Raw genomic sequence first — 17,259 nt, forward strand, 5'->3', positions numbered from 1 at the left:
AGTGATACTGCATATATTGATCCGCTTCCTCCTGATATTCCTACCACTATATTCATTGCAATTCCTCTCTTTCTATGTAACTGGGACAGATGGACAGGAGAACCACTTATCCTTAAGATATTGCCCCTCCCTATGTCCCATTATCTCATTATTTTACTTTGTTTTCTGTATCTCCTCCGCCTACCCATGGGTCAAGTCCTTTTTCCCAGGCTTCTTTATATTCATCAAAGGTCATTAATTTTGTGAATATACTTAAATCCCTTAATCCTTGTTCATGCATTTCTTGATTCTTTGCATGGATAGCGTCTGTAAGTGAAATAACTTTATATGCTCTTGCTAATGCATCTGTAGCTGTTGATCTTACACATACATTAGTCCAAGTACCTGTAACTACTACAGTATCTATATTTTCTTCTCTTAAATAAAGGTCTAAGTCAGTATATGCAAATCCACTATGTCTTCTTTTCTTTACTATATATTCATCACCCTCAGGTTTTAGCTCTGGAACAAAATCTGAGCCCCAAGTTCCATCTACTGCATGAACTGGTCTTACTTTAAAATCTGCGTCATTCTTTCTATGAGCTTCTTGAATATGAACTAATTGTACATCATCATTACCTTTAGCATTTCTTTCTCTTACCCATTTGAATATTTCTTGAAGCTTTGGAGTTATAATAGCTGTTCCCTCACAAAATAATGCTCCTTCTGGATTAGCAAAATCATTTAACATATCTATTACTAAAATTGCATGTCTTGACATTATTACAATTCCCCCTTAATTTTATTGTTTTTATTTTAATATTTTATTTTTCTAGGTAAAACTTGTATGCTTTGTCTCTTAACGAATTTACCAAAGCCTGGCTTAGATACTATACCTTTAATACCTCTTATATGCTCATCTATTACTTCTGGATGATTTATTCTATAGCTTCTTTCGTATTCAGCACTGTACAAATGAGGATATTTTTTGAACTCTTCTGCATATTTTTCTTCTATTCCCTCTGGGAAATTGTGAACTATTTTCTTCAATTCTTCATCTGTTAATTTAGCTAATGTGCTTTCATCTAAATCTTCAAATACTAAATGTCCACGTACTATAGTTTTTGCAACTTTTCCTTTTAATTTAATTCCTTCAAGTGGAGTGTATCCGCACATTGAAGCTTCATTCTTTGGATCTATAACCCATTCTTTATCAAGGTCTATTATAGTAAAATCTGCATCTGAGCCAATATTCATAGCACCCTTCTTTGGATATAATCCATAGTGTATCGCTGCATTCTTACTTAATACATCAACTAAAGTAGATAGGGAAATCCTTCCTTTATTATATCCCTCACTTACTAAAACAGGTACCATAGTTTCAACACCTGGAATTCCTGGGAATGCTGTCCATATATTAGTTCCTTCTTTTATTTTTTCACTTTCTAATTCATAAGGTGCATGGTCTGTAGCTATAAAGTCTACGCTTCCATTATTTAATCCTTCCCATAATAGTTCGTTATCCTTTTTTGTTCTAAGTGGCGGAGCTATTTTTGCACAAGCTCCATGTTTTGTCATAGCCTCTTGAGCATTTATTGTTAAGTAATGGGGACAAGTTTCAGAGGTTACATTTAATCCTCTTTTCTTAGCTTCTCCAACTAATTTCGCACCTATTCCCGTACTCATATGAACTATATGAAGTCTAGCACCTGCTTCTTCGGCAAAGCTAATACCTAATTCAATAGCAACTTTTTCTGCTAATTCCATTCTAGCTTCCGCCCAAGCTGGTCCGTCCATTCTACCTTGTTTTTGGAACTCTTTTACATAATAATCACACATAGAATAATTTTCAGCATGGATTCCTACTGGAAGTCCTGTTTTTGCAACTGATTTAAATGCTTCAAACATTTCTGGATCTGTAACTCTTGGGAATGTAGGAACCGATGGAGTCATATATGCCTTAAATGCTACTACTCCCCAGTCAGCTTGCTCTTGTACATGGTCAAGCCAACCTTCCCTTACATCTTCACCTGTTACTCCACCCCATAGAGCAAAGTCTACTAATGCCTGTGGCTGTATTAAATCAAGTTTTAATTCTAATTGTTCCTTACTTCTTGCTGATGGTACAGAACAACAAGGCATATCAATAACTGTAGTTACTCCACCACGAGCAGCTGCTGCTGTACCTGTTAGGAAGTTTTCTCTATGAGGAAATCCTTGATACATAAAGTGGGTGTGTGAATCTATACAACCTGGTAATGTTAAATGTCCCTTCGCATCAATTATTTCCTTTGCTTCTATTCCTTCAACATTATCTACGAATCCAGCTATTTTCTCATCTTTAACTAGAATATTTGTTAACGCAGTGTCATCGCCCTGAGGAATTCTTGCATTCTTTACAATAACATCATACATACATATCTCCCCTTTTTCATTGATTTTGTAATAATAATAACATATTGTCGTAAAATATACCTTGTTAGTTTACTATAAAAATATACTTGAAGATTTAAAATTATAACAAATCTTTTGTATAGTTCTAATAATATTTTTGTATATCTTTTATATATCCTTCATTAGGGTAAATGGTTATAATAAGCATTAAATAATATTAGGGAGGGGATTTGATGACCTTAAAACTAATTGATTTATCTCAGGAAATTTATCAAGGTATGAGTGTTTTCCCAATGCATCAGAAAACATTTATAATGACAAATATGTCCCATGAAGAGAATATGGAGAATACTGGAAGCAAGACTTTAGGATTTTCTGCGAGAAATTTACTTATTAGTGAGCATGGTGGTACACATAGCGATGGAGTATGGGAGTTTAATCCAGATGGACCTACCATAGATAATATGCCTTTGGAATATTTCTGGGGTTCAGCTATTTGTCTTGATTTATCTCATATAAGATATCCAAATTATTTCGAGCCAAAGGATTTAGAAGAAGCTTTATCCCGTTCTGGACAAGAAATTAGACAAGGAGATATAGTATTACTATATACCGGACACCATGACAGAACCTTTGGCACTGATATGTTTCAAACTGACTATTCAGGACTAAGCTATGAAGGTGCAAAATGGTTAGCAGAAAAAGGAGCAGTAAATATTGGAGTGGATGCTCCTGCAATAGACTTGACTCCAGATGATATTGATTTTTCAGGACATCTGGTTTGTGGAGAATATCATATAACTAATACGGAGAATTTGTGTAATTTAGACAAAGTGGTAAATAAAAGATTTTTATATTTTGGCTTACCCCTAAAAATTAGAGATGGTAGTGGCTCACCTATTAGAGCTGTGGCATTATTAGAAGAATAAAGTTTACAAAAATAAGTTCCCATCCTTATAATAAGAATGGGAACTTATTTTATCTTTATTTACTATTTTTTATTTGCTGCATTAATTCCAGCGATTCGTCCGAATACTACTGTATCAACTACAGCATTACCACCTACACGGTTTCCTCCATGGATTCCTCCGCAAACTTCACCGGCAGCATATAAGCCTTTTACAATATTTCCGTTTTCATAATAAACATGGGCATCCTCATCAATTTCAACTCCACCCATTGTATGGTGAGCAGAAGGTACACGTTTTGCAGCAAAATAAGGCCCTTCATCAATTGTAGCTACTAATAGTTTTCTACCTGTTAGTTCATCTACTCCATTCTTAACTGCTTCATTGTATTGGTTTACCGATGCAACTAAGTTTCCCTTAGGTACTCCAACCATATCAGCTAATTCTTCTAAAGTTTCTGCACGATATAAATAATTGCCTTTTATATAATTTTCTGCTACATCACCATATGGCTCTATATTTTTTGAATCGTGGATCATCCAATAGAATCCGCCATCTTGTTGTAAAATTGCATTGCACATTACGTCACGACGACCGTCTTCTGCAACAAACCTTTCACCACTGGAGTTAACGAAAATTACTTCGTCTGAATTTCTTCCCTTGTATGGAATTACTCCTTTTGTTGAACCTGTAAAACTATTTCCTAAATGCAATAATTGGATTTGATCCATATCTATTAAGTTTACTCCAATGTCCCTTGCCATTATAATACCATCACCAGTAATTGCTTTTAAATTTGTAGTCAAAACTTTTTCACTTAAATCCTTCCATTTTTCCCCCTCGCAGTATTCTTGACGTAATTTTACATTTCCTGCAAATCCACCTGTTGCCAATATAACACCATTATTTGCATTTATCGTATAATTATTTCCATATTTATCTATTGCTTTAACTCCAACAGCTTTGTCTCCATCCATAATTAAGGATTCAACTGGAGTTTCAGTTAAAATAATAACTTTATCTCCATATTGTTTCAGTGCATCAACATATCCATCTATAAACCCTGAACCATTGGGTTTAATAGCACCATGAGTTCTTTGATATAATGAACCTGCTCCTTGAGTTATCTTTTCGCTAAACTCAACTCCTATATTTTTTAACCATACTAACCCTTCATAAGCATTATTACACATTATATCAACTAAAGACTTCCTTGCAACTTTATCTCCTGAATTCCAAGTTTGTAATGAAAACCATGCTGCAGAGTCAAATAATCCCACTGAGCCATTAGCTTTCCATTTTTCATAATCAGATTTAACAGCTGCAATAGCTGCTGCATGTTCTTCATTAACAGGTTTAGTATTAATTTCTTTTTCTATAGATGCTTTTATCGCATCACTCATTTCCATCTTAGCCTGAGCCTCTTCATCTGGTGTATTATAGATTCCACCAAATACAGTTAAATTTCCACCAAGAAATGGTGCCTTTTCTAAAACAATTACAGTAGCCCCTTCTTCAGCTGCCGCATTTGCTGCTACAAGACCTGCTCCTCCACCTCCCACTACAACTACATCTGCAGTTTTAGTTATTTCTTTAGATGTTACTGTTTCTTTTTCTTTTGGAATATTTAAAAGCCCCATATCAACATCTGATTGTTCTAATGCATTAGCTACAGCAGTCACAATTGCTTTTGAACTTACTGTTGCACCAGAAACTGTATCGACAGCTAATGTTTGTTCATCTAATATTTCAGATATAACTGTATCTCTTGCAGCATCAAATAAAATTGGACTTTCTCCATGCTCTACTATTTCAACTTTAGTAATCTCTGTATCAGATACTGTAACATCTACAACTATAGTAGATGTATTCCCATAGGCTTCTCCAGTATAAGTACCTGATTTAAAGGACAAAGCTCCATCTGTTTCTCCTTTATCTTCTTTTAGTGCAGCTTTTACAGCTGTTTTTATTGCATTACTTGTCATCGTAGCTCCAGATATACCATCTATATCTGCAGAATTTGCTTTTACAATTAATGTCGGTAATTCTTCAATAGCTTTACTGCCTATTCCCTCTGTTTCATTTGGTCCTTCTGCTTTTACATCAGTAATTACTCCATCTTTCAATGTAACAGTTACTGTAACATCTCCTCCAAAGCCTTTGGCAGTCTTAGTATAAGATTTAGCTTCTGCACCTTTACTACATCCTACCATACTTATTATCATTGCCAATGATAATAACAGACATAAAATTCTCTTCTTCAATTTATATTCCCCCCTATAATAGTTTATTGCCTTGCCAATATTTTAACATAACAAAACAGCATAGAAAAATGCTTATAATGCATTGTTCTATGCTATCTATAACTAAATCTTATAGGTGAATTATTTTTCAAGCATTGCAATTAATCTTTCAAGAGATGGATTTCTATTTGTTTTTTTCCATATACAGGCAAGTCCAAAAATTTCTTCGCTATCTAATATAGGTTTTAATCTGAATTCTTTTTGGTCAACAATTGTTGAGTCATAAGCTGCAAAACCTAATGCATTATGTAAAATAGACAATGTCATTACATCCCCCATTTTTTTACCGTAAGCCACAAATTTTGGTTTAAATCCATTTTCTTGACATATCTTAGAATGGGCATCAATTAATAGTGGAACTTCTTCGGAATCCCATCCGATAAATTTTTGTTTCTTTAAATCTGAAAATTTTATAAAATCTTTATTAAATAATTCATGTTTGCTTGGTACAACTACATATAGTTGGCTTTTTGATAATCTAAAGGAATTAACATTATTATAATTTATACAAACCTCTGGTACTATAGCTATATCAATTTCATCTGATTGCAGGTTTTCCCATACATTGAATAAAGTATCATATATAGGCTCTATTTCTATTAAATTTCTATTAGGTATTTGACTTATTTTTTTATTAAATACTGTAATATGACCATAAATAATATATCCAACCTTTACAGGTTCTTTAAATTTATCCATTCCATTAGTAACCTTTTCAATCATTATATTATATTGTCTTAAAAGCTTTTCTGCTTCTAAGGCAAAGATTTTTCCTTCTTCTGTCAACTCAACAAATCGACTATTTCTAATTACTAAGCCGCATCCCAGCTTGTTTTCAAGCTCGGATATAGAACGACTTAATGCAGGCTGGGACACAAAACATTCTTCTGCTGCTTTAGTAAAACTTTTGGTTCTAGATAAACTTACAAAATATTTCAATGTTTGTAGGTTCATTTTTATCCCCTCTCCAATCATCTTAATATATTAATTGTATCACAGTCTTATATTTCTTTCTACTTAGGGAATATGTATATAAGTTAAAGGCTTTATTAACTAATAAATATAATATAGGTTGTCCTTTTTCTCACTAGATTTCCTTCACCATCGTAATTGTTGTTAATATTTAAAGTGTCGACACACTACAGTTTCAAATAACTTATTTTTACTTTAATATATGATGTTAACTCTGTTTGAAAAATATAGGTAATAAGCTTTAGTGCTATTTTCTTCTCTTGATATTAACTGATGATCACCTCTTAGGTTTCTTGCCTTTAGTCTTCCGTTTTCTGTCTCTATTATAACATTCCCTCTGTCATAGTAGTAGCCTATTGTATTGCCATCTGTTGTTTTTGTGTCTCTTGTTATTAATATTATTTAACAATCCTTTTTAAATTCCTAATAGTTTTTTCTGCAATCATATTTTTAATTTTTTTAACTCCATTATTTTAAAATGCTCCTTTCTGATTTTTATCTTACTTCACCACCATCAGAAAAGAGCATTTATTAATCACCTATTTAACTTAAGTCTCTTGTTTATAGAACTAATACAAGGAGATTAGATAATCCTTATAGGTTCAAAAGCTACTCCTTTAATTTTATTTTTCTTGAACAAATTGTAAATCTTTAAACTAACGACAATATGTTGACTGCAATATATATGCTCGCTCTGAAATATTCTTGCGTCAAGTTAAAATCAATAGCTTTTTATAGACCTTGTCTATTATAAACAATCAAGGTAAATTAATAGGATTTTTCTCATTTCCCTTATTAGGATCACCCACATCCCCTATTTTATCTTTTATGACATTTTCTGCATTCTTAACTGCTTGCCCTATACCCTTTTGCAAAATCTACTGTTGCTTCCCATATCCCAGGTATCTTATCTACTACTGCTGGTATATATTTTCCTACTAGATAGACCACTCCTCTTCCGACCACATATACTGCGTCCCCTATTAGTATTGGACCATCTACACCTGATATCCACCACATCTCACTATACCAAGATGCCGTAAACTCTCCGTTATTCCCACTTGGATCCATATACTTTATAGAATTACCATTACAATATATACAATATTAACCATTATTGTTCTTTTATTAAAGTAAATTATTTTGTTATGTTTAGAAAAAATAAATTAACAGAACTGATGATTTTGCCATTGTCTTTATTATCTAATTCTAACCCCCATCTATTTATCTAGTTTTTAGTAACTAAATAACATATATTGAACAATATTTTCCTATCTTTCAACTTAATAATAAAATCATTAAACGGTAGAATTCCTTCTACTATTTCATAGTCCCCGCCTTGATATTTGGCCAAAAACATTATTGTATTGATTGGCGATTGTTCTAATAAAAATTTAAGTATTTCTTCAAAATCAGATATATAGTCTTTGTTAATAATTAAAGGAGTTAAATTGTAAATTACATCCTTATTATCAATCCATAAAGGAATTGGTAATTTTTCAGGTTCTATTTCAAAGTCAGATTCACATAGCAAAAAAGCATTTTTTATACCATCATCTTCTTTTACTAAAGAGTACCATATCCCTTTTAATTGGCTCATAAACTTCCATGTATCCGTAAATCTCATCACTATATCGTGCTCTAATTCATTTAATACCTCTATTTTTGAAACAAATGGTATTGGCACCAGACCTTTTTGCTCTATTACTAATACTTCTATATCGAATGACATATGTTTCTCCTTTCTATGGTAGAAAATCTATAATATTCAAAATAGTATCGAAAGATACTTTTCCATTTCTGGACATTATTCTTATAAAACCATCAGAACTAAGGTGAATATCTGGATTACCTCCTACATTTTTCATTAAGTCTCTATACATTGAGTTTTTACTTGAGATATATTTAATAATATCCTGCTTTATTTTATGAAATTCTCCTTTCTTTAAGTTGTATTTTCTCTCTATTTCTTTTGCACTATAGTTTTTGTAATCTTTATTCTCGCCTTTCTTATCCTTCTTGTTATTCCCCTTATTAGGATCACCTGTACCTCCACCACTTAGCCACTTCTGAAACTCTTTATCGTTTTTTAAATCTGACTCTGTTTCTCCTGCATATGTGGGTTTTGATATTATTACTCCAAATATTCCAACAGGTGTAAATTCTTTTGATAGTTTATAATCAGTTCCCGCTCTTTTCCCTATAGCTGTTATAATCTCCCCAAGCTCATATAATTTTCCTGTTAATTCTCCAGCATTCCCACTTGAATCTATATACTTTATTGGATTACTATTACAGTATATATGATAGTTTAGTGTCAGTGGGTCTAGTATATCTCCTTTATATGTGTCCTCTGATATAAATCTTCCTATCTATGGATCATATAGTATAATCCTGTCTCTTCATCATAGTATTCTCCTAAGTATCTGTAATCTTAAGCAAATGGTAGCAACAGCTTATTTTCTATTGCTACCATTTCTTAATAGTCTTTTAGTTACAATAATTTCTTACTAATCAGTCTATATATAAATCAAATCCTATTTCTGCATTAATTGAAGCTAAAAATGATATTATTTCTTTTGTTAATACAAATTCTGGTCCGTCTCCATTTTCCATAAATATAGTAACAACAAATCCAACCTTAATATCTTTTTCTTTACATATTTGATTTATTATTTCTTGTTTATCATGAAGTCTTTCTAATATTTTTTCAAATTGCCATGATACAACTTTACAACTTTCCTTCTCTGTATCTAATACCCATTCAGTATGTGCAAATTCTTTCACAGGAAAATCTTCCTTTTGTCTAGTTTTAGTTGGTATAATATTCATCTTTCTCGTAATATCTTCAATATCAAATTCATCACCTGTCATGTAAAATGACACTCTAATTTTAGGTAATACTTCCATCCCTATTCACTCCTCTGTTATTTAAATAAACCAGTCGAAAGTTTGATCCCCGTGTCTTGGATCAACACTAATATTATTTCTCCTGTTTTTGTATCATAGTGCATATTAAACTTTGAAATTGCATCTTTTCCTACAAAAGCTTCCTTTAAATCTTCAGCACCATCATATCCAAATTTCTTTGCCATCTTATTAGCTTCTTTGTTATTTTTGAATTTTTTCAAACTGTGTTTTTCATCTTGTTTATTGTCTCTCTTATTCTTCTTGTTATTGCCCTTATTAGGATCACTTGTACCCCCACCATTTATCCACTTCTGAAACTCTTTATCATTCTTTAAGTCTGTCTCTGTTTCTCCTGCATATGTGGGTTTTGATACTATTACTCCAAATATTCCAACAGGTGTAAATTCTTTTGATAGTTTATAACCAGTTCCTGCTATTTTACCTATAGCTGTTATAATCTCCCCAAGCTCATATAATTTTCCTGTTAATTCTCCAGCATTCCCACTTGGATCTATATACTTTATTGGATTACCATTACAGTATATATAATAGTTTAGTGTCAGTGGGTCTAATATATCTCCTTTATATGTGTCCTCTGATATAAATCTTCCTAGTTCTGGGTCATAGTATCTTGCTATTAGATAATATAATCCTGTTTCTTCGTCATAGTATTCTCCCGAGTATCTATAGGGGTTACTTATTATACTTTCTTCTGCTAGTTTCTCTAATTCATAGATATCGTATTCGTAGTTTGCTATTATCTCTCCTGCTTTATCTATTAGCGTTGCTACATCTCCATGTCCATTGAATAGATAATAGGCTTTGTCGTTGTTTTCTTCCCTTGATATTAACTGATGACCTCTTAGGTTTCTTGCTTTTAGTATTCCATTTTCTGTCTCTATTATAACATTTCCTCTGTCATAGTAATATCCTATTGTATTGCCATCTGTTGTTTTTGTGTCCCTTAATCCCGTTGGGCTATAGGTATATGTGGTTCTTTGACCTTTGTTGTTTATAGTTTCTATTAGCTGATTACTTATGTTGTATCTATAGTTTACTATTTGTTGTCCTAATTTGTTGTTCGATTCTGTAGTTCTTTTTTGTATTAGATTTCCTCGACTATCGTAGCCATAGTCTGTTATTATGCTTAGTTTTCCAAAGTAGTAGGTTGCATTTTCTCCTGCTTTCATTAGCTGTTGTATTTCTTGATTCATTTCTTCCATTAAATATTCTTCTTGTTCTGCTTTTTCTATTTCTTTTATTTCTTTTATTTCTTTTGCTTCTTCTGTTTCTGTCTCTTCTATCTTCTCTATCTCTTGTATTGGTTCTAATTTCTCTATTTCTTCTATATCTTTTACTTCTTGTATTGGTTCTGATTCCTCTATTTCTTCTATATCTATTTCCTCTGCAGTAGTCTCTTGATATCCTATTTTTATTTCTGCTGTTGCTGTTTTCCCTTCTAGACTTACTTCTATTGTTATTTGTTATTTGTTCTTCTTTCTCTCCTTTGTATATGACCTTTATTATCCTTCCTTTGTTGCTTTTTAGTTCTAGGTTTGGGTTTGTGCTTGTCCATATTCCCTGTTCTAGTATTGAATCTTCTATTTTACTTCCGTCTGTATTTGTTCCTATTAATTCTAATTCTGCTTCTAAGCCTTTTCCTAAGTCTTGACTTGGAGCGTTAATTTCTATGTTTTGTATTTGTTTATTTGGGGTTATTGATATTTCTGTTACTTGATTTCCTAATGCTGATGTTGTTTTTATATCTATTTCTTGGCTTTCTATTTCTTCCTTGCTTCTTGTTAGCTTATTTCCTTTGTCATATATATAGTTTATTTTATGATTTTTTATATTTGGTATTATTCTTGTTCCTTCTTCTTCTTTTATTGCATGAATACTACTTGGTGAATGTTTTATTTCTTTTTCTTGGATATTTCCATTTTTATCATATTTATAGGTTGTTAATGTTCCCTCTTCTTCTATTGTATTTACTCTATTTAATGGGTCATAGGTATAATATACTAATTTTCCGTTTTCTTCTTTTATTAGCTGGTTGCCTTCTGGATCATAGATATATTTATATTGTCCTATTATTTTTCCATTGACTCCTATATTTGTTAATCTTATTAAATTTCCTGTTTCATCATAAGTATGCTGGATTTTTGTTCTGTTTGGATATTGTATTTCTTTTGTTTGTCCATTTTTATAATATTGATACTCTGTTATTTGTCCTTTTTGTATTACTGTTTCTAATCTATTTCTGCTATCATAGGTATTTTGGGTTACTTCTCCATAATGATCTATAGTTTCTGTGACATTTCCATTATTATCATATTTGTATGATATAGTTTTTCCATCCGACTGACGAATTGTTTCTACTCTTCCTTCGGGATTGTAGGTGTTTGTTACTGTCCCATTTTTATCAGTTACTTTTATTATACTTCCCATGTTGTCATAGGTATAGGTAGTTATTCCCTCTTGATCTACTTTTTCTATTTGTTGGTTTCTTGTATTATACCTATAATTCTTGGTTATTGTTCTTCCCTTTGATGTTTCTGTTTCCTTTATTATATTACCTGCTAAATCATAGGTTATTTCTCTGACTTTGCCCATTGGATCTGTTTCTTTTGTCATTCTCCCTGTACTGTCATATTTTTTTGTTGTTATACTTCCTTCTGCTGTTATAGTTTTGATTATATTTCCTAAATAATTATATTCATATTTTGTTGTTTCTCCTATAGAGTTTGTTATTTCTACTAAATTTCCTAGCTGGTCATATCTATATCTAGTTATATTCCCATTATTGTCCTTATACCTTAAAATATTATTGTTATAATTGTAAGTTGTATAGCTGATTTCTTCGCTATTTCCATTTTGCCTTTTTTGTTCTATTATGTTTCCTACTTCATCGTATTTGTTATAGCTTATTCTATTTTCTTCGTCAATATACACTTCTGTTCTTTGGTCATCGTGATATACTATTGTTTTATGTGTGTTGTCGGGATTTATTGTTTTTATTATTCTTCCTAGTTTATCGTATTCATATCTTGTTATATTTTCATTTCCATCTTTTATCCATTCCAACTGGGATAGATTATTATATCCTTTTTCTTCTATGGCAATTGTTCTTCCGTTTATTTCTTGTTCAGTTTTTATATGATTTCCTAATGCATTATAAATTAGCTTGGTTATATAGTTGTTCTCGTCTGTTATTATTATTTGATTGTTTATATCATCATATTCTATTGTTTTTTGTGTGTTATCCGAATTTATCGTTTTTATTGGTCTTCTTAGTCTATCATATTCATATCTTATTGTGTTACCGTTTCCGTCCGTACTGCTTTCCTTCAATGCTGTGTTTAAATCATAGGTATACTCTTCTAATGAAGATATTGTATCATTTTCATCTGTTATAGTAATTTGAGAAATATATGCGTTTGAAAAGTACTGATAGTTTTCTTTTCTTGTACCTCCTATTCCTGTTATTATTTTTTCTATTATATTTCCATATCTATCATAATCGTATTTTGTTATTATGCTCTTATCCTCTCCATCTAATATGTTTTGACTTACTGATTCTCCTATGTCTCTTCTTCTTGGTCTGCTCAAATAATAGTTGATTTTTTCCTTAAGTTCTTCATTCTCATATTTTTCTGTTCTCTTAGGAAGATTATAATCATCATAATAGTATTCATTTATGATTTCATTGCCTCTTTCATCTAATTCACTTATTATATTTGAATATTCATCGTATTCATATCTTATCCTTACTTTACTATATTCATTAGAACTAGCACTATATTCTTTTATTCTTATCGTTGTTGGCAGCTTGTTTATCCTTGAATCATATTTGTATATTGTTTCTTTTAATATTTTATCTGTGCTGTCCATAACCATTTCTTCTATTTTCAGATGCTCATTGTCAAATGTGTACCTAACTTTTGTCCCTTCTTCATTTTCTACTGTGGTATAATAGGTGAAGTCATTTGGCAAAAACCTCGGGTTATCATACCTTGGATATCCGCTGCTATGATTTTTAGAATAAGTATAAATCTCTTTATTATATATTCGGCTTTCATTTCTATCATTATCCAATCTTGACTTTATTCTATACCTCTCTATTGCTCCTTTTCGCCCAAGATTTTCTGTTGTTCTTTCATATTCGTATTCTGTTCTTCCTCTTGTAGGATATGTTATATCCAATATATTTACCTCTATATCATATGAGTCAAGATCTATTTTATCTGTTTCTGAGTACCATATTTTTTTCGTTAGATAGTAGATTTTTATCTCTCTTCCCAAAGGATCTATTATGTTTTTTATTGTTTTTTTGCGGTATGTTCTTCCTCCATAACTAATTTCATCAAATTTTAATTCTATCCTTTCTCCTTCCGGTCCCCTTACTATTATTCCTGTATCCCTATATCTTATTTTTATTGTTCTTCCCATAGTATCTGTTATTGTATCTATTACGGGATGATCTTCTATTATTATATGATCAAAGGTTATTGTATTCCCATATCGATCTCTTATTCCTAATAATCTTCCATCTCTTGCAAAATATGTTTGTTTACCGTCCTTTTCAGTCAATACATATCTTGAAGATCTATCTTCATTACTGAAATTTCCTCGGTCTTCATTTAATTGTATATCTTTTGACGGATGATTTATTAAATTAGAGTTTCCTTCTGTTATTTTTCCACTTATTTCATATACTGATCCATCGCCTAAATGTAAATATTTATCTGGATCACCATATTCAATATATGAATCATCTATTTCTATTACTGGTAGATTCCATGACCATCCTATTCCCATTTGATTATTCTTTTCATTGAATGTAGTCGAGCTTACTATTCCCCATAATTTTGCTTCTCTGGAGTTGTATATTGCTTCTAGTTTTATATCTAATCCGTTTACTCCAGGAAGATTTATTATGGGGTATCTATATATTAAACTCCCATCATCTGGATTTATTGATTCGTTATTTTTATTTATTGTAAATGGAGCGTCATATTCTTTTGTATATTTATTATCATCAGAATCTCCTGCTGTTATATTCTTGGTTATATTATCTCCTATTACAACAGGTTCTTTTTTATTTTCTTCTATATGCTTATGTATTATTTTATCTATAGTGTTTCCTTCTGCCAGTTCTTGAATAAATTTATCTTTTTCTTCTTCTGAAATATTACTACGTCTGATAAATCCATCTATTTTATTTAGTATTGTCATTAACTCTTGAAGATCCGAATAAGTATTCTTTAGCACCTCTATCCTTTCTAAATTAATACTGTGTTTGGTTTTTATTTTTATAGCTCCTATGGCGTCTTCTACCTTATAGTTTTTTAATTTTAATTCATTAAGGGTTTCCTCATCTGTATTGAATTCATTCATAAAAATCTCAAGTTCTTTTTCTGATAGTTGATTCAGATATTCATATTTCTGAAAAAGTTCACGTGCTAAGTCTGTTTCCTCATCCTGAGGGGTTTCTTTTATTGATATTGCTGGCTGTGTTACTAAGTTAAATAGCATCAATAATGCTAAAACCAATGACATCGTTCTCTTATTCAAATTACTCATTCCTTTCTATAATATAATCATGTCTATTGATAAAACTAAAATCAAACTTCTTATTTTATCATAGTTGACTGATCCTTCTCCCTTGTAAAGGATCATAAAAATATCAGCATCAAGGTATACTTATATCTTTTAATATAAAAAACTATCAGACAAAATCTTTGTCAACCTATTGATTTCACTTGTTTTCCTACATATTACGACTTTTATTTTAATATTATTTACCTTTTTTCGAAACCATTATTCAAATTAAAAAAGACTAGTTAAGATTATATCTCTATAATATCAACTAGTCTTTTTCTTGATTTCTGATATTCAAAAACTTTCTTATTCTCCCATCTGTTCTATCCTTGCTCTTATATTTTTATAATCATCATCTCTAATGATTAAAAAACCTTTTTTAGGCTTTAAATCCTGTAGACCTGCACATGCTATATGACACCCATTGACCACTATAATAAAATCATATTCCTCATTCTCTGTAGCATAACTAAATTCAAATTCTTTATAATCAGATTTTATTTTGTTTACAATACTAATACGGTCAAATCTTGAATTACATCCACCACAGTATTTTATACCTACTGTCACCTATTCACCACCATTTAAGATCTTTCTAGCAAAGGCTAGTAATTCCTCATCGACTTGATTAACTAGAATTACCTTATCTATTGAGTCACCTAATTTTTCTTTTAATATACTTTCTACAATCTCCTCAGTAGTAATCTGAGCAGAGGGACAACCATGGCAATTGCCGGTTAACGTTATCCTCACTATTTTCCCAATAACAGAATTGACCTTTATATCTCCCCCGTGCAGTTTAAGCTGCGGTCTGATAAATTCTTCTACCACATCTTCTACCTCTTTTAATAGGATATCCTTCAAAACCAAACCCTCCACTTAGATTATTTCCTTTTTATTTATCCTTACTTATATCTACTTGTGCAATTCTTCTTGCCATTTCCTTCTTAGCTTCAAGATTTCCTTGGCGAGCAATCATTATTCTCTGAGCTTGTGGCGAGCCAGCTCCATGCATAGATTCAGTTCTATATCCAACTGCTGCAGTACCTAATGTAATATTTTCAATTAACCTTAATACCCTCATACGATTTTCTGTTGAAGTTCCAGTTTTTCCAGCTAAATATTTTTCAACATATTTTCCTATTTCTGAATCTTTGAAATCCTTTTCTGATGGCATTGTAACCATCAATCCGCCTGCTATATCCTCTGCCAAACGTGCTATTTCATATGGAAAACGAGTTACGTTTTGCTTACATACATTTGCTAATAATAAATCGATTAAATAATTTCCTGAAGCTGTTTTACTTCCCTCTGCTGAACAGGCAACAGCACATGCCCATAGAGTTTCATTTAAATGCATCATCTCTATTAGTTTATCTTTTATATGACTAGCTTTATTTGCACCATTATAATCTGCCGCCAAAGCTGCTGCACCTATTAATACATCACCTACACCTGTTTTACATGCATAGGATTGTCTATGATACCCAGCAAATCTTTCTACTAGCATACCAGCATATTTTGCCTCTTTACACATAAATACCCTGTCATTTGGAACAAATACATCATTGAATATAACCAATGCTTCATGTCCGCCAAAATTAGCATTTCCAAGGTCAACATCTGCACCTTCTTCTAACTTTCTTGTATCACAGGATTGGCGACCATAAATCATTATTACCCCTTCTGCATCAGATGGAACTGCAAAGGATACTGCATAATCTTTGTCTTCATCTTTTAATGCAATAGTAGGCATTATTAAATGTTCATGGGAATTTACAGCCCCTGTTTGATGAGCCTTTGCTCCTCTTACTACTATCCCGTCTTCTCTCACTTCAGTAATACGAAGGTATAAGTCAGGATCTTCTTGTTGAGATGGAGAAAGTCCTCTATCTCCCTTTGGATCTGTCATTGCTCCATCTACTGTATAATCATTTTCTTGAATGAATTTTAAGTAATTTACAAATCTCTCATGATAGTTCGTTCCATATTCATTATCCATTTCATAAGTAGTTGAATAGATTGCATTAAAAGCATCCATACCTACACATCTTTGAAAACAGGAAGCAGTTTTTTGTCCCAATAATCTTTGCATCTTTATTTTTTTAATTAAATCCTCAGTGCTTTGATGGATATGACAGAATCTATTAATTACTTCTCCTGTTAAATGTGATTTTGTAGTCATTAAATCC

Annotated in this window: 14 protein-coding genes; 1 reads left to right on the forward strand and 13 read right to left on the reverse strand. The window is 31.6% G+C overall.

Annotated features, from left to right (window positions below):
* Positions 1-148 precede the first annotated feature (148 nt).
* Together RT714_RS12340 and RT714_RS12345 are read right to left on the reverse strand one after the other, a co-directional pair.
* Positions 149-760: an isochorismatase family cysteine hydrolase gene (locus RT714_RS12340; protein ID WP_313233647.1), complete on the reverse strand. Its 612-nt coding sequence runs from the start codon at positions 758-760 to the stop codon at positions 149-151.
* Positions 761-795: 35 nt separating this feature from the next.
* Positions 796-2,394, reverse strand: a complete 1,599-nt coding sequence (locus tag RT714_RS12345) for a dihydroorotase (RefSeq protein WP_313757995.1) — start codon at positions 2,392-2,394, stop codon at positions 796-798.
* 212 nt (positions 2,395-2,606) lie between these two features.
* Between RT714_RS12345 and RT714_RS12350 the strand changes: the two genes are divergently transcribed.
* Positions 2,607-3,302 carry a cyclase family protein gene (locus tag RT714_RS12350; RefSeq protein WP_313757996.1) on the forward strand — a complete coding sequence of 232 codons (696 nt, stop codon included), beginning with the start codon at positions 2,607-2,609 and terminating at the stop codon, positions 3,300-3,302.
* A 62-nt stretch (positions 3,303-3,364) separates the two neighbouring features.
* Here the strand turns inward: RT714_RS12350 and RT714_RS12355 are convergent, their stop codons facing one another.
* The 11 genes from RT714_RS12355 to RT714_RS12405 form a co-directional block, all read right to left on the reverse strand.
* Positions 3,365-5,545 (reverse strand): FAD-dependent oxidoreductase, encoded by a 2,181-nt coding sequence (locus RT714_RS12355; protein WP_313757997.1) that lies wholly within the window; start codon positions 5,543-5,545, stop codon positions 3,365-3,367.
* 120 nt (positions 5,546-5,665) lie between these two features.
* Positions 5,666-6,538: a LysR family transcriptional regulator gene (locus tag RT714_RS12360; RefSeq protein WP_313757999.1), complete on the reverse strand. Its 873-nt coding sequence runs from the start codon at positions 6,536-6,538 to the stop codon at positions 5,666-5,668.
* A gap of 864 nt (positions 6,539-7,402) precedes the next feature.
* Positions 7,403-7,627: a hypothetical protein gene (locus RT714_RS12365; protein ID WP_313758000.1), complete on the reverse strand. Its 225-nt coding sequence runs from the start codon at positions 7,625-7,627 to the stop codon at positions 7,403-7,405.
* A gap of 157 nt (positions 7,628-7,784) precedes the next feature.
* Positions 7,785-8,288 (reverse strand): hypothetical protein, encoded by a 504-nt coding sequence (locus tag RT714_RS12370; protein WP_313758001.1) that lies wholly within the window; start codon positions 8,286-8,288, stop codon positions 7,785-7,787.
* A gap of 13 nt (positions 8,289-8,301) precedes the next feature.
* A complete protein-coding gene (locus tag RT714_RS12375) occupies positions 8,302-8,439 on the reverse strand; it encodes a hypothetical protein (RefSeq protein WP_313758002.1) in 138 nt (45 codons plus the stop codon).
* A 631-nt stretch (positions 8,440-9,070) separates the two neighbouring features.
* Positions 9,071-9,466 (reverse strand): DUF4279 domain-containing protein, encoded by a 396-nt coding sequence (locus RT714_RS12380; protein WP_313758003.1) that lies wholly within the window; start codon positions 9,464-9,466, stop codon positions 9,071-9,073.
* 17 nt (positions 9,467-9,483) lie between these two features.
* Positions 9,484-10,656, reverse strand: a complete 1,173-nt coding sequence (locus RT714_RS12385; RefSeq protein WP_313758004.1) for an RHS repeat-associated core domain-containing protein — start codon at positions 10,654-10,656, stop codon at positions 9,484-9,486.
* Complete coding sequence (locus tag RT714_RS12390) at positions 10,586-15,040, reverse strand: hypothetical protein (protein WP_313758005.1); 4,455 nt, start codon at positions 15,038-15,040, stop codon at positions 10,586-10,588. The genes RT714_RS12385 and RT714_RS12390 overlap by 71 nt, the downstream gene beginning before the upstream one ends.
* A 333-nt stretch (positions 15,041-15,373) precedes the next feature.
* Positions 15,374-15,637, reverse strand: coding sequence for a hypothetical protein (locus RT714_RS12395; RefSeq protein WP_313758006.1), 264 nt, complete (start codon positions 15,635-15,637; stop codon positions 15,374-15,376).
* A complete protein-coding gene (locus RT714_RS12400; protein WP_313758008.1) occupies positions 15,638-15,931 on the reverse strand; it encodes a NifU family protein in 294 nt (97 codons plus the stop codon).
* A gap of 31 nt (positions 15,932-15,962) precedes the next feature.
* A partial coding sequence (locus RT714_RS12405) for a 4-hydroxyphenylacetate 3-hydroxylase N-terminal domain-containing protein (protein WP_313758009.1) occupies positions 15,963-17,259 on the reverse strand: 1,297 nt, incomplete at its 5' end.

Source organism: Tissierella sp. (assembly GCF_032104385.1).
Taxonomy (GTDB): domain Bacteria; phylum Bacillota; class Clostridia; order Tissierellales; family Tissierellaceae; genus Tissierella.

Coding starts and splice junctions, on each gene's coding strand:
- RT714_RS12340 (WP_313233647.1), bottom strand. CDS start 760: ATGTCAAGACATGCAATTTTAGTAATAGATATGTTAAATGATTTTGCT.
- RT714_RS12345 (WP_313757995.1), bottom strand. CDS start 2,394: ATGTATGATGTTATTGTAAAGAATGCAAGAATTCCTCAGGGCGATGAC.
- RT714_RS12350 (WP_313757996.1), top strand. CDS start 2,607: ATGACCTTAAAACTAATTGATTTATCTCAGGAAATTTATCAAGGTATG.
- RT714_RS12360 (WP_313757999.1), bottom strand. CDS start 6,538: ATGAACCTACAAACATTGAAATATTTTGTAAGTTTATCTAGAACCAAA.
- RT714_RS12365 (WP_313758000.1), bottom strand. CDS start 7,627: ATGGATCCAAGTGGGAATAACGGAGAGTTTACGGCATCTTGGTATAGT.
- RT714_RS12370 (WP_313758001.1), bottom strand. CDS start 8,288: ATGTCATTCGATATAGAAGTATTAGTAATAGAGCAAAAAGGTCTGGTG.
- RT714_RS12375 (WP_313758002.1), bottom strand. CDS start 8,439: ATGTATAGAGACTTAATGAAAAATGTAGGAGGTAATCCAGATATTCAC.
- RT714_RS12380 (WP_313758003.1), bottom strand. CDS start 9,466: ATGGAAGTATTACCTAAAATTAGAGTGTCATTTTACATGACAGGTGAT.
- RT714_RS12385 (WP_313758004.1), bottom strand. CDS start 10,656: ATGAAAGCAGGAGAAAATGCAACCTACTACTTTGGAAAACTAAGCATA.